We start from the raw sequence: 22,750 nt of genomic DNA, 5'->3' as shown, positions 1-22,750 counted from the left end.
GAAATAAAACGCTAATTTCTCTGATTAGCTCGTGGACATTTGCGACGTCGTCGCGGGGTCATGGCGGAGCGGGTGATCCTTCTATGAACGTATAGTCTTTGTGGTGGACCGGGTTTCCGGGCGCTGCCGCTAGACGAGTCCACCACCATCGCATCGACGTCCAACGAAATGCTTGGCAATTCAGCGACAACACCACACGATACCGCACTACCGGGAATCATCGGTGATTGCGCAGCGATGCGAGAGGTTTACCGGGTGACGCGACGGGTCGCCGTCAGCAACGCGTCGGTCTTGATCCTTGGCGAAACCGGAGTCGGTAAAGAACTGATTGCCGGCGCGGTGCACAATCTCAGCCACCGAAGTGGGCGACCGTTTGTGCGAGTCAACTGTGGTGCGCTGAGCGAAAGCTTGCTCGAAAGCGAACTCTTTGGACACGTTCGAGGTGCCTTTACAGGGGCAGTAACCAACCGGACCGGTCGCTTCGAAGCGGCCCAGGGCGGAACGATCTTTCTTGATGAAATCAACAGCACCTCGCTAACACTGCAAGTCAAGTTGCTGCGGGTTTTGCAAGAGAAAGAATTCGAACGGGTCGGCGACACCAACACGCTTCGCACCGATGTCCGAATCATTGCCGCCAGTAACCGAGACCTGATGGGCGAAGTCCGCGCAGGCCGGTTCCGTGAAGACTTGTATTGGCGTCTGAATGTCGTCCCAATCGACATTCCACCACTGCGCAAGCGCCGTGATGATGTGCCATCACTCGTTTCGCATTTCCTGGATTACTACAACGAGCTGAACGATCGCTATGTCGTTCATATCGGGCCAGGAACCATGGACGCGCTACGAAACTACCACTGGCCTGGTAATGTTCGTGAACTCCAAAACTATATCGAACGCGCCGTCGTGATGGCGGAAACCGATGAGTTGGTTCTCGATCTGCTGCCAAAGTGTGTCACTGAAAATCAACCGCTTAACACCGACCCCATCTCCGGTGAAGGCCAACCTCGCAACTTTAAAGCGTTGACAAAATCGGTTGTGCAATCAGGTATTCGCGAAGCCGGTGACGACTCACAAGAACTCCATCGCAACGTCGTCGACAATGTCGAACGCGAATTGATCTCTCAGGTGCTGGAGTCCTGCAGCGGTGTCCAAACAAAAGCAGCAACCCGCCTTGGAATGAACCGGAATACGCTGCACAAAAAGATCAAAGACTACGGTCTTGGTGACTGAACAATCGACGGACCCGATCGAGCATCAATTAAAGCAGCACTCGTGTCCTCGCCGACATCGACACCGGGCGAGTTCCCTCTTCCAGTGATCGCTCGACGACACCCTCTACAGTGCGATAACTTTTGTGCAGTTCGCTCCAATGCCGTAATGCTGTCGGTATCTCCGTTTTGATCTCTCACAAAGCCGTCTTGGACTGCTTCATGCCCGGGGGAACAACGCTACCTTCACGGAGTGAAGGGCGACAATACGTGGCCAATCAGATTCGCATGTTCAGATGACGGGGCTGACGAACGCAATACGCGATGAACGCTTCCATCCAATCTCGAGAACTTTGGAACTCGCCGCATCTTCGTGCGTCACAGTGCAGCCATCGCATGCTAGATGCAAATAGGTTTGTGATCTGAAGCGCAGCACGTGCAAGATCGCATCGACCTACACAAGATTTGCCACAGGAACTTGTGTTCATGTGCCAAGCTTCAAAGTAGACATCGTTCCAATAATTCGTCCTGTTCCGACCCTAGTTGCAAGACGGGCTCCCCTGGACCTGGGGGGCAAATCATTGGATGAATCAAAAAAGATAGAGAAGCTGCAAATATTCCAAAACTGGATGCAAACTTGTTAGTAACAATCACGTTCTTCAATGGCACGGATTGCCTTTGGGATAGCTAAGCAAAGCAGATAGCCCTGTGCTTCGACGCAGATAAAGCTGTGCTTTGGTTTAGCAATAAACGAACGACTAGGTGAATGATGAAAGACTTGGATTACACCCTTGAGTTAGCAGACGGGACCGTTGTGAAAGTAGGCATGCTGGAAGGAACCCCACATCCTGACATCAAAGCATTTCATTTCCCCAAAGGCTCCCTGACTCCGTTTAGTCAGCAAAACCTTCCGAGCGCTCGCGAGGCAGATTTCGGAACGTCCAACCTACGAATGTCGCGCCGCTGATCTTTGGCAAGGCATCCGACTCCGCACGAAGGATGCAATTCGCCCTCGGCAAATCAATCCGGTCCGAGAATCGGAGAGAACGGCCGCAGATCAGTTCAGCTCATCAAAATGCTCGGGAAGCAACTCTCTTAGTCTCGCCCGAGCGCGTGCGAGCAGTGACTTGATCGCTTGTGGAGAGATCTCGAGCAAAGTAGCGACCTCGGTATAGCTTAGACCTTGGTAGTAGACCATTTCGATCGCTTGACGTTGCCGTGGGATCAGTCGATTGATCGCTGAACGCAAGCTTGCATTCAATTCAGCTTGCCGTATCCCTGCCGAAGGGCTCTCTTCAATATCCGTTGAATTGGACTCAATGTGGTCGAGCCCTACTTCCAAACCCGAAGCATCAACGGCAACTGATTTTCGACGCGCCCGGTTGCGCCGAACGTTCAGCGAATAGTTTTTCGTGATAAGCGAAAGCCAAGTGCAGAACTTTGCCGTGGGGACATAGTTGTTGCGAGACTGGAAGACTCGTAGGAACACTTCTTGGCTGACGTCTTCGTCGATTTCTTGTGAGCCGAAGACGCCTCGAACGACCGCGGAAACCAGTGGCGCGTAGAGATCCATCAGACCGTCGAGTGCGGCGAGTTCGCCCTGCTGAAGCTTGAGCATCAGTTGGACGCCTTCGTCTTCAAGGTATCGGTCGAATGTCGATGCGGGGGCAATCATACAGAAAGGGGGGGCAGAAGCAGGCGGGCTAAGGAGTAAAATGATTCAGTGAAGTGGCCCTAGAGGAAACAACGTAGCGGTAGCGAAGATTCAACAGCTTTTCATTGAATTCTTTACCAATGACAAAGGGGCATCTAGAAATGCTCTACTTCGTCAACGAACCTGTTTTTGTTGTTTAATTTTCCCTGGTATCCCGTTCTGATGAGTGGTTGGAAATCGCCGGTTTGGATGAGCCTCAACTTGCAACACGAGCAACAAATCCATTTCGCGAATGAACTGTTTTTGTTCATTTGCGAAACGATTCAAAGCTTCATAGCAAGTCAGGCTCTCAGGTGAGATTCTCAGTTCGCACCTGCGAACGAAGCGTGCCAACCCGCAAGACTCATTCGTGTTTGCAGGATGTCGTGCTTGCAGGACGTAACGAAGGATGCCAAGAACGAAGCATGCCTAGCGTGGTAGGATTTCTAGCGCGGTAGGATTTCTAGGGCTGATTGATGCGCATGTAGCCATCAGTCGTTGGAAATGAAACATGCTTCATGGCAGCAGACAAGTTGTCCTGACAGCCCCACGAAACAGTCTGGCGAAACGACTAATCAAGATGGTCGAAGACTTCGAACAACAAGAGATACGCAGCCGCCTAATGTCGGGCGGACAGGATGCGTTTGCGGAATTGTTTTCGGTCCATCGCACACGCCTTAAGAAGCTGTTATTTCACCACGTGGACACACGCCTCCGGACTCGAACCGACCTTTCTGACATTTTGCAAGAAGCGTACTTGGATGCGTTTCGTCGGATCGAACATTTTCTGAAGAAGCCCGAACTGTCTTTTTACGTTTGGCTTCGCCAGATCACATTGCAACGGTTGATCGATAACCATCGCGCCCACTTGCTAGCTGAAAAACGCAGCATCAAAACGGAGATTTCGTTATCCCAATCCGCCTACAGCTCGAAGACATCTCACGCCTGGGCACTCCAAATCGTTGAAAGCCAGCTTTCGCCGAGCCAGGTGGTGATGCATGACGAGATGGTCGCACGAGTCGAGCGGGCATTGGAATCGATGGACGCGACGGACCGCGAGGTGCTTATCCTGCGACACTTCGAAGAACTGAAAAACAACGAAGTTGCCGAAGTACTCAATCTCTCAGCCGCTGCTGCCAGCAACCGATATGTGCGAGCGTTAAAACGACTTCGCGATGTTGTGCTGTCCCACAGTGGGAATCAATGACTGGGCAATACCGATGGTAAGATCAACGGAACAGCGCGAACCGGTCGAAGTCCTCTGTGAACAGTTTCTAGAACAGTGGCGAAACGGCTCCGGTGTCAGCATCGAAGAATTTGCTTCGCGACACGAAGAAGCCAAGGATGACATCCTAACGCTTTTTCCGATGATGCTGGCGATGGAAAGCGTAAAAGAAAATCGGGTCAAAGAATCCTCACCGAGGCCGGTTCAGCTTCGCGTTGACCGCCTTGAACAACTGGGTGACTATCGGATCATTCGCGAAATTGGCCGTGGCGGAATGGCGATCGTCTTTGAAGCAGAACAGCAATCGCTGCATCGCCGCGTCGCCCTGAAAGTGTTTCCCGCTCAAGCGTTCGAAGACTCTGACCATCTGATCCGTTTCGAGCGAGAAGCCAAGATGGTCGCGGGGCTCTATCACCACAACATCGTTCCTGTCTATGGAACTGGGGAACAAGACGGACTGCATTACTTTGTGATGCAACTGATCGACGGGATGACCCTTGATCAATTCACCAAAGGCGTAAAATGCGATCAACATGATTCCCGCTTCGAGCCTTTGCGTGAACTGCTTTCACACCGCCAATCACATTCCCGCGAAACTCCCAAGCTAGAATCCGCAGAGCGTTTGATAGGCGATGCCGGCAAGCCAGACGGTGAAACCACTGAAGAACTTCGTCGCGGACGACAGTACTGGCACCGGATTGCCCATATCGGCAAACAAGTTGCCGAAGCATTGCAGTACGCCCATCAAAAAGGCATCCTTCATCGCGATATCAAACCATCAAATTTGATCTTGGATGCCGACTGGCGTGTTTGGGTAACCGACTTCGGACTGGCACATGAACTCACGCACGACCCCATCAGCCGCACCGGCGATATCGTGGGAACATTGCCCTACATGGCTCCCGAACGCCTCAACGGAATCACTGATGTCCGATCCGACGTCTACAGTTTGGGCCTGACGCTTTACGAGCTTCTGACATACCAAACAGCGATCGGCGGAATTAGCCGTAGCGAGATCCGGCGTAAGGTTCTTGATGGTGATGTCCCGCCGCCTCGATCGATCAGCAAAGACATTCCGAAGGATCTTGAAACGATCATCATGAAGGCGGTCATGCGCGAGCCACACTCGCGATACCCTACCGCCCAGGCATTCGCCGACGATCTCGACAACTATCTTCACGATCGTCCCATCCAGGCACGAAGGACCGGCTCAATCGATCGACTGCGACGATGGTCCCGGCGGAACCCTGCGGCCGCCTGCATGAGTTTCGCACTGTTGCTTTGTATCACCGTTTCCATGCTGATGGTGACCCTGCAGTGGCGACGAGCCGTAGCCGAGGGCGGCCGAGCGGAATCGAACCTTAGCCTCGCGCTGCATTCGATGGATCGATTGCTGGAAAGGTTCGAATCGGATTGGATGGAACACCCGTCGGTCTTAGATTCCGATCAAGAAACCGGGCCTGCGGAAATGCGGTTTGTCGTTTCTGATCGCAGCGCCTCGGTATTGCAAGAAGCCCTGTCGTTCTACGAACAGTTTGCCGAACAGAACGAAGGCGATCCAAGACTTAATCGTGACACCGCACGTGCGTATAGACGAGTGGGAGGGATTTACGAAAGGCTCGGGCACCTGCGTGATGCAGAGTCTGCCTACCGCAGCGAACTGAAAACGCTTCAGTCGATGGAAGAAACGCCCAGCTTCGAAAGGTTGGTAAGAATCACCGAGACCTATAACCGCCTGGCCATCGTGCTGAACGCGGAATATCGCCATAAGGAAGCTCGCGAACAACTGTTCAATGCCATCGGGCTGCTAAACAATCGCGACAACGAGGCACCCGACTCGGCGAAACTTCGCTACATGCTTGCACTCAGCAATCATAACCTTGGAAAAGTTCTCTGGTGGCTGCACGCATTCAGAGATAGCAACGTCAAACACCGATCGGCGATTGCCCTACTAGAAAAGTTGGTCGATGAGTTCCCTGAAGAAACCATTTATCGACACACACTCGCGAAAGCTTATCGCGACCACCGATTTTCGTCATTTAGGAACGACCGCCAGACCTCGCGAGCCTTAGAAGCATCCGCCATCTGCATTCTCGAAGACCTCGTCAACGACTATCCCGATGTCCCAGATTATCGCTGCGAGCTTAGTGAATTGCTGGAAGCATGCTCCAAGTTTGGCAGTGCACGACCAACCGAAAAAGAAGACCAAGCTCGCCGTGCACTTGAATTGTCGGAACAATTGGTCGCCGAATACCCAGCCATCCCGCGATATCAAGCATCACTCGCCAGATCGCTTTCGACCTGTGGTAGCCTCGCTGCAAGAACATCGCTGGAAGAGGCCGCTCCATACCACCGACGATCTGTCGCGATCTATTCTCGGCTGTGCAAGCAGTTCCCCAATGTCTACGACTACTTGATGTTTACCGCACACGCGATCGCATCCCATGCCGAATGCCAACTTCGGCTGGGCAATGAAGAAGATGCCCGCTTGGCATTCCGTGCTGCCGTTTCAAGACAAGAGAAATACTTGCAGATGCGTCCCGAATCTTTCTTCGGCAAGAAATGGCTCGAAGGACACCTGTGGACGCTGGTCCGGCTGGAAAAAGAGGCTGGCCGACTTGAATCGGCAGATTTCTACCGCCAGAAAGCAAAGTCGCTTCAACGCAAACAGCCATCGCGTTCAGGCGACGACGAGTCCTAGACCGCAAAGAGCTTGCCCGCCACGTGATGCGTCTGCCTAGCTTGGAGCCGCCGAACGATAGCAACCTATTGAACTTCAGCTCTGGACTTTCCCAAAGCGGCCTTCGATTCCACGAAACCAGCCGAAAAGAACGCTCCTTCCACGGAGTGAAAGGCGACCATGAATGAACAGGCCGGTAGTCAGCAACGCTTCCCGCGATCGCGTCCTACGATCCCTACGCGTTGTAGATCTCGGGATTCAATGACGGATCGTTATACATCTTCATCTGCCGATAAGTTTTGTGGCAAACTTTGCCATCGAAGATGTGATCGAGCAATTGCTGAAGCGAATTCGAAAGATCGGTGTGTTGCTGCTGACACAGATCGATTCTTGCCGCGACTTTGTTGCGATGTTCGGCATCCGCGTCATCACGTTCGAGCTGTTCGCGATAGTGATACAGCCGCAGCGACATAATTGACAGACGGTCGATCGCGCTGCCAGAGGTTTCGGTGTTCAGCGGTGCATTCGCAAGCGGCTGAATATGAAGCTGCTGCAGCGTCTCGGTAATCGCATCATCGAGCTTCTCGATCATATCGTTGCGAGCTTGATTGAGCTTATCGATCGCCCGTTTTACCTCGGCAATCTTTTCATCGTCCGCCGATGGGCTACGGGCAATGTCCTCTTGGTGCCAAAGCCGATAGTTGAACTCATGCTGTCGGCAAACCAATTCGAGAAAACCATCATAGGTATTCTCGATCGGCCCTTCATGCCATGCCGCAACGGTGTCGATTTGCAGTTGAGTAATCTCAGCAACGGTGGGTAGCTGTTGCTGCGCGACACTAGTTCCAGACATGGCTTTCTCCTTGTTGATGCCTTAAGCGGTCGGTACGACGTTTCGCGGCAAACTTAATCAGTCCCGCCGCGAAACGGTTCGACGTAAATCCTAGACTTCTTTTTCTTCGATCCAGGACATCATTTTTCGCAAGCCACGGCCGACTTGTTCAACACCGTGATCGCGTTCTTGGCGACGGGTCGCTTTGAAGAATGCAGCTCCACCACGGTTTTCCAAGATCCAGTTCCGTGCGAAGGTACCGTTCTGAATTTCGGTCAGAACACGTTTCATTTCAGCCTTGGTTTCAGGCGTGATGATGCGTGGTCCGGTGACGTAGTCGCCGTACTCAGCGGTGTTGCTGATGCTGTAACGCATGTAGCTCAAACCGCCTTGGTACAGCAAATCGACGATCAGCTTCAGCTCGTGCATGCACTCGAAGTAAGCCATTTCAGGTTGGTAGCCGGCTTCAACCAATGTTTCGAAGCCAGCCTTTACCAATTCGCTGACGCCACCGCAAAGCACAACCTGTTCGCCGAACAAATCGGTTTCGGTTTCTTCTTTGAACGAAGTCTCGATGACACCACCACGGGTGCCGCCGATACCTTTTGCGTAGGCCAGACCGATTTGCTTGGTTTCTTCGCTAGCGTCTTCACCCAAAGCGATCAACGATGGAACACCGCCACCCTTTTCGTACTCACTACGAACGAGGTGTCCGGGGCCCTTTGGAGCGACCAACAGAGTATCGATTCCCGTTGGAGGAACGATTTGTTGGAAGTGGATGTTAAAACCGTGCGAGCACATCAGCACGTTGCCTTTTTCAAGGTTTGGCTGGATGTCGTTTTTGTAGACGTCGGCTTGCACTTCATCTGGAAGCAAGATGTTGATGACGTCAGCTTGCTTGGTCGCATCGGCGATCGACAATGGCTTGAAGCCATGCGAAACGGCCAAGTCATAGTTAGCCGAACCGGGACGTTGACCGATGATGACGTTGACGCCGCTATCGCGAAGGTTCTGAGCTTGGGCGTGACCTTGCGAACCATAGCCTAGGATCGCAACAGTTTTGCCTTTCAAGTGCGAGAGATCGGCATCGTTGTCGTAGTAAACTTTTGCAGCCATAGATGAAGCAGTAGGGTGAACGGGTTGAGGAAGGAATGGGTTCAAATTTGAAAATGCGGAGTGGTCATTTAGCAGCGGATAAGAAACGCTCTGCGGCCACACCTCAAATGGGCGTCAACGGCGTTGACGCCAGATCGCAATTGGACGTTTTGCCGACTTAGACTAGGCGGTGGCCTTGGTCTGTTCGGCGACCACTAGGTCGGCGTCGCTACGTACCATTGCGACTCGCCCCGTGCGGACCAACTCGGTGATTCCGTAGGGTCGAATGCGTTCGATGAATGCCTGGACCTTGTTCTCACGACCACTGATTTCGATCATCAGTTCATCGGGTCCGACATCAACGATCTTGCCGCGAAAGATATCGACCAACTCACGAATTTCGGCTCGCTTTTGGCCCGGCGTTGCTTGGACTTTGACCAGCAACAAATCACGCTCAACAAAATCTCGGCTACTGACATCGATCACGCGTACGACGGTGACGATCTTCTCCAGCTGCTTGCGAACTTGTTCGAGAACTCGGTCATCACCGACGACGACGAACGTCATTCGCGATAGCGTATCGTCTTCGGTTGCACCGACTGCCAATGAGTCGATGTTAAAACCACGCGAGGCAAGCATCCCAGAAATGTGGGCAAGCACACCGGGAACGTTCTGCACCAAGGAGGAAAGAACGTGTCGCTGTGTGGGGCTGGACATGAGACCAGATTTCACCGTAAAGGGGTAAGGAACGAGCCAAAATTTGAGCCCGGTAGGATAATTTTGCCCGCTGATAGCAGCAAGGGCACCGGAGCAGGGCAGACAGTCCACCACAGGATTTGGTTCGGAATTGGGTGAATTTGATCCGGATTGCCGTCAATGTTGACCCCAAATTCGAACTTTCACTGCATCTTTCAGCCGCTGGAATCGCCTCAAACACCCTGCGAGCCCCTCGCACCCCCCATATCTGGGCGCCGCCTCGAAGCGGCCCTGATGCCCTAACCTCGCCTCAACCAGATCAAAAACCCTCCAGTTGGAGGGTGCGATCGGTCTTCCAGCTGGGATTCTCGCAAGGCTTTCTGAAGCGTTTTGATGGGTGGAGACAGCTTCAATCCGGAGGATCAATAATCCTGAGGCCCAACAATCCGGAGGCTCAACGCTCCGAAACCCGTACCGCATCGGCCGCGTTTGCGGCAGAGTAAACCTGTTGCACCAATTCGGGAACTTCGCCGCCGTCAACTTCGATCACATGCGGGGCTCGCAAGGAGACCAGCCCTGGCAAATCGAAATACTTGGACGCTCCCGGCACAAAATCGGCGTCTCGATAGTGGCTGACGCTACCAAATCGATAGCTCGGATTGGTAAGCACCAGCTCGTCCACCTGATCGGCTGCAAACACACCGGCTGCGATCACGGCAGGGAACTGGCCGACCAATCGGATGTTGGTTTCACTGCCGCGCTCGATCGATGCCAGAGCACACAATGTTTGATCATATCGCTTCACTAGCAGCGGGCGGTTGTAACCAAACGTGAATCCGGAATAGCTTCGCGGGTCGTCAATCAAAGGCTGAACAAGCTCGCCCTCGCGACGCTCTGGTGCCAACAGAAACGGCACGACCAAAGTAGAGTCAGGATAGTTTTCCAAGAACGCGACTTTCGTCCGAGAATCCAACCATTTCGACTGCATCCCGTCGTGGCTTGGATTGACGACAATCGACTTTGGCTTGGCCCCCGATTTGGCCGAAGAAAGTTCAATCATCTCGACACCAGACTTCCACGTTGGGTGCGAAACCAAGAGCCGGCGTAGACGGACACCCTCTTCGGTCTGATCCGACATCACCTCTGTCACCAATTCACTTCGATCGGGTAGCTGACGATCAAAGATGACACGCCACGCACCTCCTACAACTTCTCGAAACTGAGCTAGCTGCTCTGTGGCCTTGTCGGAATTGGGATCGGGAATCGTTTTGGAAAGAGCACGACTGTTTTGCCTTGACCACCAATTCAAAACTCGGCGTTCATGTTCGACACCGGTTTCTTTCGGAGCGGGATGCTGATCGTTGTAAACCGCCATCTCGGATTCAGTGAACGGCTCGAAATCGGATTCCGTTAGCGGTACATCGCCCGACAGGCCATCACCTATTAGGCCCAGGTGTTTCGCCATCCAGGGATACATCATCGAGCGTGTCACGTAGTTGTAGTTGTGTGGGTACTTCAGTAAATCGCCACACATCACGTTGTTGGGTTTTCCAAGCATCGCATAAAGCTTCTGTAGCTCTGGATAGCCATCGGCAAGCATGTCCTTGGTCCAATCATCTGCGGCAGTCATCCCTTGTGGCTTCGGAGCAAAGAGTGCCGCCAGTTCGACATTGCCGGTTCCGATACGCAAGTAGTTGCAGTTTTCGCAGTAGCATCCACCTTGCATCGAGGTGCTAACCATTCCGTTGGGAAAGGCGACTTTGACACGAGGATCAATCGCGGACAACAAGATCGTCTGCGTTCCGCCGCCGCTGCCACCGGTTACAGCCAAGCGATCTGGATCGACATCGGGCAACTCGCTCAAAAAGTCCAGTGACCGGATTGCGTTCCAGGTTTGCAAACCCATGATCGACTGCAGGTTCAGATCGGCTTCAATGCTGTAGAAACAGGGATTTTCCCGATCGGTTTCCTCCGGTCGTGCTTCGGCGTGTCGATGGGCAATCTGATAAGAAATTTGCTGCGAATCGGCGTAGCCCACCATGTCAAAAATAAACGCCACACATCCCATTCGCGCAAGATGGGCACAGCGTGCAAGTTTGGGATAGCGTCCAGACTTTTCGAATATCTCACCGCCGCTTTCAAGCTGCTTTGCCAACTCACCATCGCTTAGTTTCATCGTTCGTCCGCCGTGCCCATGGGGCGACAAGACGGCGGGCCGTTTCCCATCGACGATCCCGAACGAGTTATCTTCTGACGGGCGAAACAACATCCCCGAGACATAGTGCCCGGGCAAAGACTGAAAATACACCTTCTCGACGGTGAATCCGTCTCGCTGGATTTTGCCGTGAAAGACAGGATTCAGCGGAGTTTTCTCGGGCAATGGCCAGAGCCCCGTCCCAACCAAGACACGACGCTGAAGCTGAAGCCTGCGTTCCTCCCATTGCTCAGCCGTCGAGGGAACTTCGAACGGAAAATGGCCGTTCAATGTTTTTAGTGGAGGTGACTGTTCCGCGGTGTGGTCAGCCGAATTCGGTTTCGGCGTGTTTTCTTGAGCGTTCGTTTTTTCTTGAGCGATTGTGATCGCGGAAAAGCAGATCAAGCAGGCCGCCAAAGAATAAGCCAGTCCAGATCGAATCATCGGAAAACTCTCGCGTCAATCGTTGTTGGGGCGGGGAAGGGGAGGGTAGGGCAGGGCGGGGGATCAAAATTTCCACCCGGCGGGCTTCACTGTTTTAACCCTTTTTCGTTACCGTAGTGCGACGGCGCTCGAATATTCGGCTGGCAATTCGCCTCTGGCTGACCATTTGATGGGCCATCAACGTTTCCCGATCACGACGAATGGTATCCACGCATCACGATTCAGGTTGCCCTCAACGGATGACCGTTTCCGAGTGCAGAACCAATTCGCCGTGAAACGCATCCCTGTGACAAGCAGATTCAAACATGTCATCGTTGCACGCTGAATACTACGCCGACCAACTTGTTCAGCACCAAACCGAATTGGTGCAAAACGAGTTGATTGCGGAGTCCACTTACCGGTTGCGAGTGGCGTGCCCAGCGATCGCTGATCGCTGTGTTCCGGGGCAGTTTGTGATGATCCGACTCGCCGACGTTAACGCCCCACTGATTGGTCGAGCTTTCGCGGTCTGGGATGTCTTACCTGATGCGGACGGGACGCCCACCTTTGTTGATCTGATCTACCTTAAAAAGGGCAGCTTCACCACGGCGTGCGCGGCGAGTCCGGTTGGAACCAAGGTTTCACTTTGGGGACCACTGGGCAACGGTTTTGCCAACCGCCAATGCGATCGACTGATCATGGCCGTCGGAGGTATCGGGCAAACGCCAATGCTGTTGCTCGGCCGTGAAGCCTTGGGAACACAATCCTTCGGTCGTGCCGCGGGATGGGCAAAGCACGCGGAAGTGATTTACGGTGCAAGGCGAAGCTCGCTTCACGCAGGTGTCGAGCAATTTCGATCCGCCGGATTCGACATCACCTTGTGTACCGACGACGGGTCAGCCGGAACACAAGCCCTGGTACCTGATGTGCTCTCCGAGCGTCTGCAAGAGCTTGATGCGAAAGAAACGGTTCGAGTGGTTACCTGTGGCCCCGAAATCATGATGGAAAAGGTCGCCGAGGTATGCCAGAAGTTCCGCAGTGAAGGCCGGCTAATCGATTGCCAGGTTTCAATGGAAACTCCAATGGCCTGTGGCATCGGTATTTGCTTTTCGTGTGTTGCCAAAGTCAAGCAAGACGACGGCGAATGGGACTACAAACGGACGTGTGTCGAAGGCCCCATTTTCGAATCCGACAAAATCGTTTGGTAACGCAACCACAGCACAGTCCAAAACACCTGAGCCGCAAAGGCGCTAGCCGCGGTTGAAATAAACAATCATGCAGCAAAGCACAAACAACCGTCGCTAGCGCGATATCGGCTCAGTTCAATTTTCTTGAGCCGCAAAGGCGCTAGCCGCGGTTGAATTAAACAACCATGCAGCAAAGCACAAACAACCGTCGCTAGCGCGATCACGGCTCAGTTCAAACTGCCTGAATCGACCCGACGCTACTTACCTCGATCCATTCGATCTTGTGCTTCCTCAACATAGACCAATGCCTGCTCTAGAGCGGTCTCGGTTCTTAAAACCTGGATGTCCCCTTTCGTCGTCCAAACGGGTCGTCCAATAAAACGACGGTCAATTTCTCGTACCGCTCTGGTTCCATTCGCTTTCAGCTGATCGCGTACTCTAGTGATCTCGATGTCAGGGGCCGTCACGACTACATGCACATGATTGCTTCGTGTGCTGACGGCCCAAAGTTTCCATCCACGAAGGTCACAATGGGATCGGATCACTCGATCGACCACACATTGATGCTCATCCGAAAGCAAAATCACTTCGTGGCTTAATCGATCTTGGTGCCATTGCTGAAGTAGAGGTTGTGGCTGAGACATTCCCGTTGTTTTCCGTCGCCACCAGCGAGCATCACCTTGAAGAAACGTCCCGTACACGGACCAAGTCAGGAAAAGACCTGCGCAATTGGTGAGATGAGTTGCCATGTTTTTCGGAACGGGGCAGGTGATTTTTGGATCAACGTTCCATTTTAGGTTTCCAAAATCGCAACAAGAACAAGTGTAAATTTAACAACCGTCGCTAGCGCGATTACGGCTCAGTTCACTTTCCTTGAGCCGCAAAGGCGCTAGCCGCGGTTGAATCAAACAATCATGCAGCAAAGCACAAACAACCGTCACTAGCGCGAGAACGGCTTAGTCCTGTTTCCTGAGCCGCAAAGGCCCTAGCCGCGGTTGAATCAAACAATCATGCAGCAAAGCACAAACAACCGTCGCTAGCGCGATTACGGCTCAGTCCACTTTCCTTGAGCCGCAAAGGCGCTAGCCGCGGTTGAATCAATCAACCATTCATCACCGCACAAACAACCGTCGCTGGCGCGATAACGGCTCAGCTGATGGTTGCTCAAACCAATGTTCGGATCGCGTCGGGAAGGGCTTGGCATTCTTGCTCGAACACCCTTGCGGCTAGGCTGTCTGGAGTGTCTTCCTTGGTGACTTCACAGGCACGTTGCAAAATGATCGGGCCGTTGTCGTAGTGGTTGTCCACGAAATGGACGGTACACCCACTGATTGTGACACCGCGTTTGATCGCCGCTGAATGAACGTTGTGACCATACATGCCTTGGCCACCGAACGCCGGCAACAATGACGGATGGATATTGATCACCCGATTTTCGAAATCTGGTGGGATCATCACGTGCTTCAGAAAGCCTGCCATGACGACGTACTTGGCACCGCAAGCCCGGACCGGATCGAACATCGCTTTGCAATAATCCTCCTCGCCGTGATCTCGTTTACGGATGACAAGCGTTTCGATTCCGGCATCCTTTGCGATGTCAACTCCGCGCACGTCACTTCGGCTGCTGATGACTAATCGAATGTCGATCGGCAAACCATGCTGGTCACGGTGCACCAACAAATTCTCCAGAGTCCTTCCACCACCGCTTAAGAATACGGCGATGGGCAGCGATTGCTTCTCACTCATTTGCCGACCACCTTGCGAACGTAGACAGCACCATGCTCCGAGCTGGCAGCAGGAGCATCATCGAACTTGCCTACGGAGAGGCTGTCAGCCAACGTTTCGTCGCTGATCATGTCGCCATGCTCCTGGATCGCCTCAGCCACCTGGTCAGCTCCTGGCTCGACAGCGACCTCGATCCGATCGGTGTATTGGCAATCGATCTCTTTGCGCTGATTTTGAATCGCACGGATCAGGTCTTTCGCGATCCCTTCACGCTGCAGCTCAGGCGTGACTTCGGTATTTAAGACAACGACACAGCCTACACCCTGAGCCGCCGCCCAGCCGTCTTTGGCTTTCAGTCGCACTTCGATGTCTTGGCTGTCTAGCTCGATGGAGCTGTCTCCCAAAGCCAATTTGACAACGCCCTCGGATTGCAACGCCGCCAACAGTTCGTTGCCGTCCGCATCGGCTAAAGCCTTTTTGACCGCAGGAACTTGCTTGCCGACTTTGGGGCCCAAGCGTTTGAAGTTTGGCACCACAGTGTACTGCACATATTGATCGCCTTCGGTGGTGTAGTGAACCGCCTTGACGTTCAGCTCTTCACGAACCAATGCGTCGTGATTTTGCAACCAGCCGATCTTGGAATCGTCCGTCAGAATCACGGTCACTTCCGACAATGGCAAACGAACTTTTAACTTCTCACCGGCTCGTGCGGCTCGCCCCAAAGACGCGATCTCACGCAGCAGTCGCATCGACTCGGACAGTTCCTGGTCGATGACCTCTTTATTGCTGGTCGGGTAATCGCAAAGGTGAACACTTTCGAGCACCTTGCCGGCAAAAGGTTCGGTTAATCGCTGCCAAAGCGAATCGGCCAAGAATGGTGTGAACGGAGCGGCGAGCTTAGTCAACTGGATCAACGTTTCATACAAAGTCCAATAGGCATCGTGCTTGTCCTGCGAATCTTTATCGCTGGCCCAAAAGCGATCACGGCTTCGACGCACATACCAATTGCTCAGTCCATCCAACAGTGACGAAATCGCTTGGCAGGCGTTGTAGTTATCCAACGCGTCCATCCGATCGATTACCTTGGCGGTTGCCTGATGCAGCTCTGAAAGGATCCAACGATCGATCTCACTTCGCTGTGCTGCAGGGCGATACTTCGGAGCAGACGCCAATGATTCGGGCGAAAGTTGATCATCGGCTGCGGTCGCTTCACGCGGATCGAATCCGTCGATTTCTGCGTAGATCGAAAAGAAGCTATACGTGTTCCAGAGCCGTAATAGGAATTCAGGGATCGAATCTTTGATCGACTGCTCGGCATAAATGATCGAGTTCCAAGGTGCTTGATTGGCAAACAAATACCAACGCAAGGCATCGGCACCGTAGCGATCGAAGATCTCTTCGGGGCTACGGTAGTTCCGCAAGCTCTTGGACATTTTGCCGATCTGCTTGCTGAACTTCTTGCCTTGATGCTGCTTGGTTTCGGCCTCTTCTAACGCGATGATCTTTTTGCCATCGTCATCCTGGGCTTCCCACCACTGCGACAACATCAATCCCAAGACAATGCAGTTTCGAAACGGCACCGGATAATCGGCATCGGAGATCGACTTGTTTGCCGAGGCGGTATCCGAAGCGGCAGCCTCGTAGCCTTCTTCATAGATCGAGGCGCCTTCGCCAAACAACATCGTCGCGATCGCAAGCTGGCTGTAGAACCATCCTCGCGTCTGGTCGATCGCTTCGGAGATAAAGTCAGCTGGGAACTGAGATTTGAATTCTTTGTCGCCACCGTGCGGCCATCCCCACTGAGCAAAGGGCATCGCACCACTGTCGTACCAACAGTCGATGACTTCGCTGACGCGTTTCATCCGAGCACCTTCGGCGAACGGCGACGCGTAAGTCACCTCATCGATATAGGGCTTATGAACACGCAAATCGTCGACCAGATTTGGATCGGCAGCCTTGGCCTTTTCCCAAACTTCGGTACCGGAGACGCCCGGCTTTGCCAGTAGCTCGTCGTAGCTTCCGATCGCTTCCATCCGGCCAGTTTCTTGACAAACCCAAATCGGCAATGGGGTTCCCCAATACCGTTCACGCGACAGCGCCCAGTCGACATTGGATTCTAAAAAGTTCCCAAATCGGCCGTCACGGATATGCTCAGGCTGCCATCCGATCTGCGAGTTGTTCTTCAACATCAGATCCCGGAACTTCGTTGTCCGGATGAACCAGCTTTCCCGTGGATACTGGATCAACGGATCCTGGTCTGCTCGCCAACAGAATGGGTAGTCGTGCAAGTACTGTTCTTGCAAAAACATCAGGCCGCGTTCTTTCAGTTCACGCGATAGAGGCTTGTCGGCGTCTTTGACCCATGTGCCGATCAAGTCATCGCTGACCGCCTCGACGAACTTTCCGTCAGGTCCGACCGCGCAGAGCAGCTTCGGTTGTTCGCCTTCGACAAAACGACGGCGTTCTCGGTCATACACTTCATAGTCGACCTCGCCGAACGCGGCGGCTTGGTGAACGATGCCAGAACCGCTGTCGGTTGTCACAAAGTCTGCTTCGACAACTCGCCAATAATGGTGTAGCGAAGTCTGATCGCCATCAGGATTCACCAAGCTTCCCTGTGGATCACCGGTTGAATCCTTATAGCCGTCAAACGGTGGTGTGTAGCGAAGGCCGATCAAATCGGTCCCTTTGCAAGTTTCGATCGTCTCAAAATCACGCTTGGATTTTTCAGCGATCTTGGTCACCAAAGCCGACGCCATATAGATTTCGTCGCCCGATTCGGTATCGCGGACCAAGGTGTATTCCAATTCCGGATGCACCGCCGCATACATATTGCTGGGCAACGTCCAAGGCGTCGTCGTCCATACCAATAGACTGCGATCGGACTGATCGACTAGCGGGAACAAAACGTAAACGCTGGGGTCGGCAACTTCGCGATAACCTTGCCCCACTTCGCCACTAGAAAGCGCCGTTCCGCCTTGCGCCCACCACCAAACGATCTTGTGACCTTGATACAGCAGACCACGACCAAACAGATTCTTTAGGCTCCACCAAACGCTTTCGACATAGCTCTGGTGGTACGTCACATAGGCTTTTTCTAAATCAACCCAGAACCCAAGCCGCTCCGTCAGCCGCTGCCACTGCTGCATGTAGCGCCATACCGACTGCTGACATTTGTGAATGAAGGGCTCGACGCCAAAGTTCTCGATTTCCTCTTTACTGTGGATCCCTAGCTCCTTGCCCACTTCAACTTCAACTGGCAAGCCGTGGGTATCCCAACCCGCTTTACGCTCACAACGAAATCCCTGCATTGTCTTGTAGCGTGGGAAAACGTCTTTGATCGCACGGGTCAGACAGTGCCCAGGGTGAGGCATCCCGTTTGCCGTCGGGGGGCCTTCGAAAAAAACGAAGGGTGGCGCATCAGCACGTCGCTGCAACGATTTCTCGTAAATCCCATTTTGCTTCCAAAAGTCCAGAATCTCTTCTTCTAGCGAGGGAAATTTGGGAGTGGCAGGGGCAGCGCGAAATGGTGCGGCGGCTGATTTGGACATTGCTGTCAAATTGGAAGCTAAGACGGGATTGGTACAGACAGTCTCGAAGGAGGCGGAATTGTAGTGGCAGATGGCGATTTAATCGACACGGACGAAAGTTGAAACGTTCACGGGTGAAAACGGCCTTTCGAGGCATGCGGTCCCCCCGAGCGGACCTACTGGACAGACCTGTGATTTCGCCACTCCGAAATACCCCGCAACTTTGCCTCATCCGCAAAGTCAGCCCTGCCGATACAGACCGATATCCGGTGTACCAATCCGATTTCGCCGCTTCGGTATCAATGCGGCTTTACTTCGGTACCGAACCTGTTTCATCACAAGCGTCTGTTCCCAATGTCCACATCGGTTCCCACCGACAAAAAGCGATCCGGCAGTGAAGGTCCGCCTTCGGCCAGGGAGATGCTTTCAGCCTGGGTAATCCAGTGGGGATCGGCAGTTGTCGATGGCGTCGAAACGGTTGGCGATATCGCACTATTCGCCTGGCGAATGCTGGTCTGGATTTTTTCGCGACTTCCGCAACGCGGAACGCTGCTGACCAATTTCTACGAAATCGGAGTCTTAAGCCTGCCGGTGGTCGCGCTAACGGGGACCTTTATCGGAATGGTTCTTGCCGTTCAGACGTACTACCAGTTTCACGCGATCGGCCTGGAGACTCACCTTGGTGTGGTGATTAACACATCATTGGTACGTGAACTGGGACCGGTGCTTGCGGCGACCATGCTTGCCGGACGTGTCGGAAGTGCCATGGCTGCGGTACTGGGCACGATGCGAGTCACCGAACAGATTGACGCGCTGACAACAATGGGCGCCGACCCGGTTCACTACTTGGTGGTCCCGCGATTCTTGGCCTGCATCATGCTGATCCCTGCATTGACGATCATGGCAGACTTCATGGGAATTGTTGGAGGCTACTTCTACAGCGTCAACATCTTAGAAATCGACCATGCCGCTTACTTAACGCGATCCCGCGACGGCGTGGTTGGCTTCGACCTGTTTAGCGGAATCTTCAAGAGTGTGTTCTTTGGCGGCATCATCGCGATCGTCAGCTGCTACCAGGGCTTTCATTGCAAACCCGGTGCGGACGGCGTTGGCAAAGCAGCGACCTCGGCGTTCGTTTATTCGTTCGTGATGATCCTGGCGATCGACTTGGCGCTTAACATCATCTTGGATGAGATCTATTTCATGCTCTATCCGTCGGGGGCAAGCTTCCAGATATGAGCAGTGACGAAACTTCCAATGAACCATTGCAGCCGAATCAACGGCCAATGGCGGATCACACAGATTCGGCTGACGCGGAAACAACACAACCTGCTAATAAACCGCTGGTCGAAGCACAACAGATCGAAGTCACTTTCGAATCACAGACGATCATTCGCGATGTGACCGTATCGATCCCCGCAGGCGAAACGGTTGCCGTTATTGGCGAAAGCGGCTGCGGTAAAACCGTTTTCATGAAAACACTGGTCGGACTGATCACGCCGACCCGCGGTGCAATCCTGTTTGACAAACTGAATCTTGCGAAACTGTCACCGCAACATTTGAGCGATGTTCGACGACGGTTCGGCTTTGTTTTCCAAAACGCGGCACTCTTCGACAGCATGTCGATCTTTGACAACGTAGCCTTTCCGCTGCGTCAATCAACAGGCGCCGACGCAGATGAGATCCGCGAACGGGTGATGCGACACCTACAAGAAGTCGGCTTGCCAAAGTCCGTTGTACGCAAGCGACCGAGTGAATTGAGTGGCGGTATGCGAAAACGAGTCGGACTTGCACGTGCGATCATCTTAGAACCGGAGCTTGTCGTTTACGACGAACCGACAACAGGACTCGACCCGATCATGAGCGACGTGATCAACGAACTGATGCTTGATGTACGCCGCCGTTATCCGGTCACAAGCGTGATTGTGACGCATGACATGCGGACGGCGCAAAAGGTTGCCGATCGAGTGTTGATGTTCTACCCCAGGACAAGGCTTGATCGCCAAGCATCACAGATCCTCTATGACGGGCCTCCCGAAGGCCTTGAGGAGTCGCCTGACCAACGTGTTCGCCAATTCGTCCGCGGTGAAGCTGGCGACCGGATGAAGGAGCTTTCGAAATAGCGATGGATGACAATCGACTTAGATTCGGTGTTGGCGTTTTAGTCATAGCGGCGATCGGCATCGGGATAATCCTGACGTTTCTCTTTGGTGCCGTCCCAAGGGTGCTCACTCGTGAGTTTGAACTCAACGTGACGTTCCCCAACGCCGATGGCATCAGCAGCAACACCAAAGTTTTGCTGCGTGGTGTCGAGATCGGCCGAGTCTTGGAAAAGAAGCTTCAAGACAAGGATGTGTTGGTGCGCATTGCCATCGAATCGGCCTACCAGGATCGACTGACTCACGAGTATCTGCCCAGAATCGTGACCGGATCGCTGATCACGCGCGATGCAAAGCTGGAATTCTATAAGGCGGATGAAGAAGAACTGGTTTCCGTCTGGGACGATCAACTGCCAGTCGTGCGAGAGCAACGCTACACCAACGAACAGTGGATCAGCCGCGACGTTAAACGCAACGACCCGTTTGACCTGTTGACGAACATGGAAGACGAACTCCGTCTGACGCTACAGTCTGTTCGAGACGCGAGCAACTCGCTGAAGAGTGTCGGTGACAACGTCAGTCAGCTCGTTGGCGATGCCCAAAACGTTGTCGGAACCGCAAACGATGAACTCGGTGACTTGTCACAAGAAGCCCGACAAGCATTGGTGGAGTTTCAAGGCGCGATGCGTGAAGTCCGAGGGGTGCTTGCCAACGACGACCTGAAACAAGCGATGGCGGAACTGCCAACGGTGCTGACCGAAGCACAAGCGACCTTCCGTTCAACTCAGGAGACCTTTGACAGTTTCCGTGGAGTCGGCAATCAGTTTGAACGTGTCGGCATCGAAGCGGAGAAGACCGTGAAGAACGTCAACCAAACCGTTGATGCCGTGCGAGACACCGTGCAATCGGCCAAACGCAGCTTTAGCTCTGCCGAAAACGCGATCAAGAACATTGAGACCATTACCGATCCGATCGCCGAAAACAGCGATGAAATCGTTGCCCAAGCACTGACAAGCCTGCGGAACCTTGATCGAACGTTGAGACAGGTCGAATCCTTCGGCGCGACGCTGAACAACAGTGACGGAACAATTCGACGCCTACTGCAGGACGACGAAATGTATTGGAACCTAAAGCGAACCCTTGAGAACATTGAAATGGCCACAGCCAAGCTTCGTCCGATCATGGACGACGTAAGAATCTTCAGTGACAAGATCGCGAGGGACCCACGTGAACTAGGAGTGCGTGGAGCACTTAACAAACGTCCTAGTGGTTATGGCCTGAAATAGCCCATCCATGAATCCCCGTCTTCACTGGCCCGTCTTCGAAGAGGCGGGCACTGATCGAAAAAGATACAACTAGACAGCAAATAGTTGCTATCGAAGACAAGCGGTGACCTCCATCCCCCCCGCCACATCTATAGGCAAGACTGCGCGTCCTTTAAACGTTCGTTCGTGAACGCGCGCGAACATCTCTGTGTAACTTGCGTTTTGACAGATCTTCTCTGGGCAAACGATTCAACGCAGTTGTGCCAACTGCAACACCATTGCAGTTAGCTTAGCAGGCACTGAAGTTCACCTTGCGCGATTGCCCGCTTGCATGGCTCGTTCTGCCGTCCTCTAAAGCGGCTGAAACCACGTTGATCAGCTGCCTTCTTGGTACGGCGAATGCTTGTTGTGGGAAAAGTACTGCAACTGATCTCAGGTACTTGTTCCCCAGGTATTCATACTGCGGCTGATGGTGGTACCAGCCCCAAGACAATGATGAATGCTTTTCGAGCAACAACTAATCCCTGAACAAATCGACTCAGAAGGACGCGTACTAAATCACAAAGTTTTTCGTCGTTGGATGTATTCGCATCGATGTCAACGGAACGTGTTCTTCTGGATAACAAAAGACAGCTTCGCCGAATGTTCATCGCCGGTGACACGAATTGACACAAGGCAAACGACGCGAAAACAGAAACAGCGTCCACGTACGATCCATTCCTGTCCTATTGAGTATGCCACCACTGACATGACAGTGATGACAACATGATGAGTCGAATTGATTGCCTGCCAACACAGTGAACAACTGCAGGTCTATGCAACAACCATCGTTGGATTGTTACAACTGTCGCGCACAAACAAAACGTGGACCAATCGAATTCCACCAAGAACTATTCCA

The 22,750-nt window shown here is 53.2% G+C and carries 16 protein-coding genes; 8 read left to right on the top strand and 8 right to left on the bottom strand.

Features of this window, described 5'->3' with window-relative positions:
- Positions 1-237: 237 nt before the first annotated feature.
- Together LOC67_RS05305 and LOC67_RS05300 are read left to right on the top strand one after the other, a co-directional pair.
- Complete coding sequence (locus LOC67_RS05305; protein ID WP_230261602.1) at positions 238-1,230, top strand: sigma-54-dependent transcriptional regulator; 993 nt, start codon at positions 238-240, stop codon at positions 1,228-1,230.
- 744 nt (positions 1,231-1,974) lie between these two features.
- Positions 1,975-2,175: a hypothetical protein gene (locus tag LOC67_RS05300; protein WP_230261461.1), complete on the top strand. Its 201-nt coding sequence runs from the start codon at positions 1,975-1,977 to the stop codon at positions 2,173-2,175.
- A gap of 90 nt (positions 2,176-2,265) precedes the next feature.
- On the opposite strand, the gene LOC67_RS05295 is transcribed toward LOC67_RS05300, so the two are convergent.
- Positions 2,266-2,883, bottom strand: coding sequence for an RNA polymerase sigma factor (locus tag LOC67_RS05295; RefSeq protein WP_230261460.1), 618 nt, complete (start codon positions 2,881-2,883; stop codon positions 2,266-2,268).
- 598 nt (positions 2,884-3,481) lie between these two features.
- On the opposite strand from LOC67_RS05295, the gene LOC67_RS05290 reads away from it, so the two are divergent.
- Entirely contained in the window at positions 3,482-4,108 is a 627-nt protein-coding gene (locus LOC67_RS05290) for a sigma-70 family RNA polymerase sigma factor (RefSeq protein ID WP_230261459.1), read from the top strand.
- 13 nt (positions 4,109-4,121) lie between these two features.
- Positions 4,122-6,827, top strand: a complete 2,706-nt coding sequence (locus LOC67_RS05285) for a serine/threonine-protein kinase (RefSeq protein WP_230261458.1) — start codon at positions 4,122-4,124, stop codon at positions 6,825-6,827.
- Positions 6,828-7,041: 214 nt separating this feature from the next.
- On the opposite strand, the gene LOC67_RS05280 is transcribed toward LOC67_RS05285, so the two are convergent.
- From LOC67_RS05280 to LOC67_RS05265, 4 genes are all read right to left on the bottom strand, one after another.
- A complete protein-coding gene (locus LOC67_RS05280) occupies positions 7,042-7,659 on the bottom strand; it encodes a DUF4254 domain-containing protein (RefSeq protein ID WP_230261457.1) in 618 nt (205 codons plus the stop codon).
- 90 nt (positions 7,660-7,749) lie between these two features.
- A complete protein-coding gene (gene ilvC / locus LOC67_RS05275) occupies positions 7,750-8,754 on the bottom strand; it encodes a ketol-acid reductoisomerase (protein ID WP_230261456.1) in 1,005 nt (334 codons plus the stop codon).
- A gap of 162 nt (positions 8,755-8,916) precedes the next feature.
- Positions 8,917-9,450: an acetolactate synthase small subunit gene (ilvN, locus tag LOC67_RS05270; protein ID WP_230261455.1), complete on the bottom strand. Its 534-nt coding sequence runs from the start codon at positions 9,448-9,450 to the stop codon at positions 8,917-8,919.
- Positions 9,451-9,883: 433 nt separating this feature from the next.
- On the bottom strand, positions 9,884-12,067 hold the full coding sequence (locus LOC67_RS05265; protein WP_230261454.1) for an alpha/beta hydrolase family protein: 2,184 nt from the start codon (positions 12,065-12,067) through the stop codon (positions 9,884-9,886).
- Positions 12,068-12,372: 305 nt separating this feature from the next.
- Between LOC67_RS05265 and LOC67_RS05260 the strand changes: the two genes are divergently transcribed.
- Entirely contained in the window at positions 12,373-13,254 is an 882-nt protein-coding gene (locus LOC67_RS05260; RefSeq protein ID WP_230261453.1) for a dihydroorotate dehydrogenase electron transfer subunit, read from the top strand.
- Positions 13,255-13,490: 236 nt separating this feature from the next.
- Here the strand turns inward: LOC67_RS05260 and LOC67_RS05255 are convergent, their stop codons facing one another.
- From LOC67_RS05255 to ileS, 3 genes are all read right to left on the bottom strand, one after another.
- Positions 13,491-13,877 carry a transposase gene (locus LOC67_RS05255; protein WP_230261452.1) on the bottom strand — a complete coding sequence of 129 codons (387 nt, stop codon included), beginning with the start codon at positions 13,875-13,877 and terminating at the stop codon, positions 13,491-13,493.
- Positions 13,878-14,397: 520 nt separating this feature from the next.
- On the bottom strand, positions 14,398-14,979 hold the full coding sequence (locus LOC67_RS05250) for a phosphoribosylglycinamide formyltransferase (protein WP_230261451.1): 582 nt from the start codon (positions 14,977-14,979) through the stop codon (positions 14,398-14,400).
- Positions 14,976-18,509 (bottom strand): isoleucine--tRNA ligase, encoded by a 3,534-nt coding sequence (gene ileS, locus LOC67_RS05245; RefSeq protein ID WP_230261450.1) that lies wholly within the window; start codon positions 18,507-18,509, stop codon positions 14,976-14,978. The genes LOC67_RS05250 and ileS overlap by 4 nt, the downstream gene beginning before the upstream one ends.
- A 399-nt stretch (positions 18,510-18,908) precedes the next feature.
- On the opposite strand from ileS, the gene LOC67_RS05240 reads away from it, so the two are divergent.
- From LOC67_RS05240 to LOC67_RS05230, 3 genes are read left to right on the top strand one after another with little or no spacing between them, the layout of a single operon-like run.
- Complete coding sequence (locus tag LOC67_RS05240) at positions 18,909-19,727, top strand: ABC transporter permease (RefSeq protein WP_315861038.1); 819 nt, start codon at positions 18,909-18,911, stop codon at positions 19,725-19,727.
- A gap of 47 nt (positions 19,728-19,774) precedes the next feature.
- Positions 19,775-20,611, top strand: a complete 837-nt coding sequence (locus LOC67_RS05235; RefSeq protein WP_230261448.1) for an ABC transporter ATP-binding protein — start codon at positions 19,775-19,777, stop codon at positions 20,609-20,611.
- Between the two features lie 2 nt (positions 20,612-20,613).
- Positions 20,614-21,873 (top strand): MCE family protein, encoded by a 1,260-nt coding sequence (locus tag LOC67_RS05230; RefSeq protein WP_230261447.1) that lies wholly within the window; start codon positions 20,614-20,616, stop codon positions 21,871-21,873.
- The last annotated feature ends 877 nt before the right edge of the window (positions 21,874-22,750 follow it).

The organism is Stieleria sp. JC731, assembly GCF_020966635.1.
Classification (GTDB): Bacteria; Planctomycetota; Planctomycetia; order Pirellulales; family Pirellulaceae; genus Stieleria.
The sequence above is the reverse complement of the archived record's forward strand: the minus strand, read 5'-3'. Positions and strand labels throughout refer to the sequence as shown.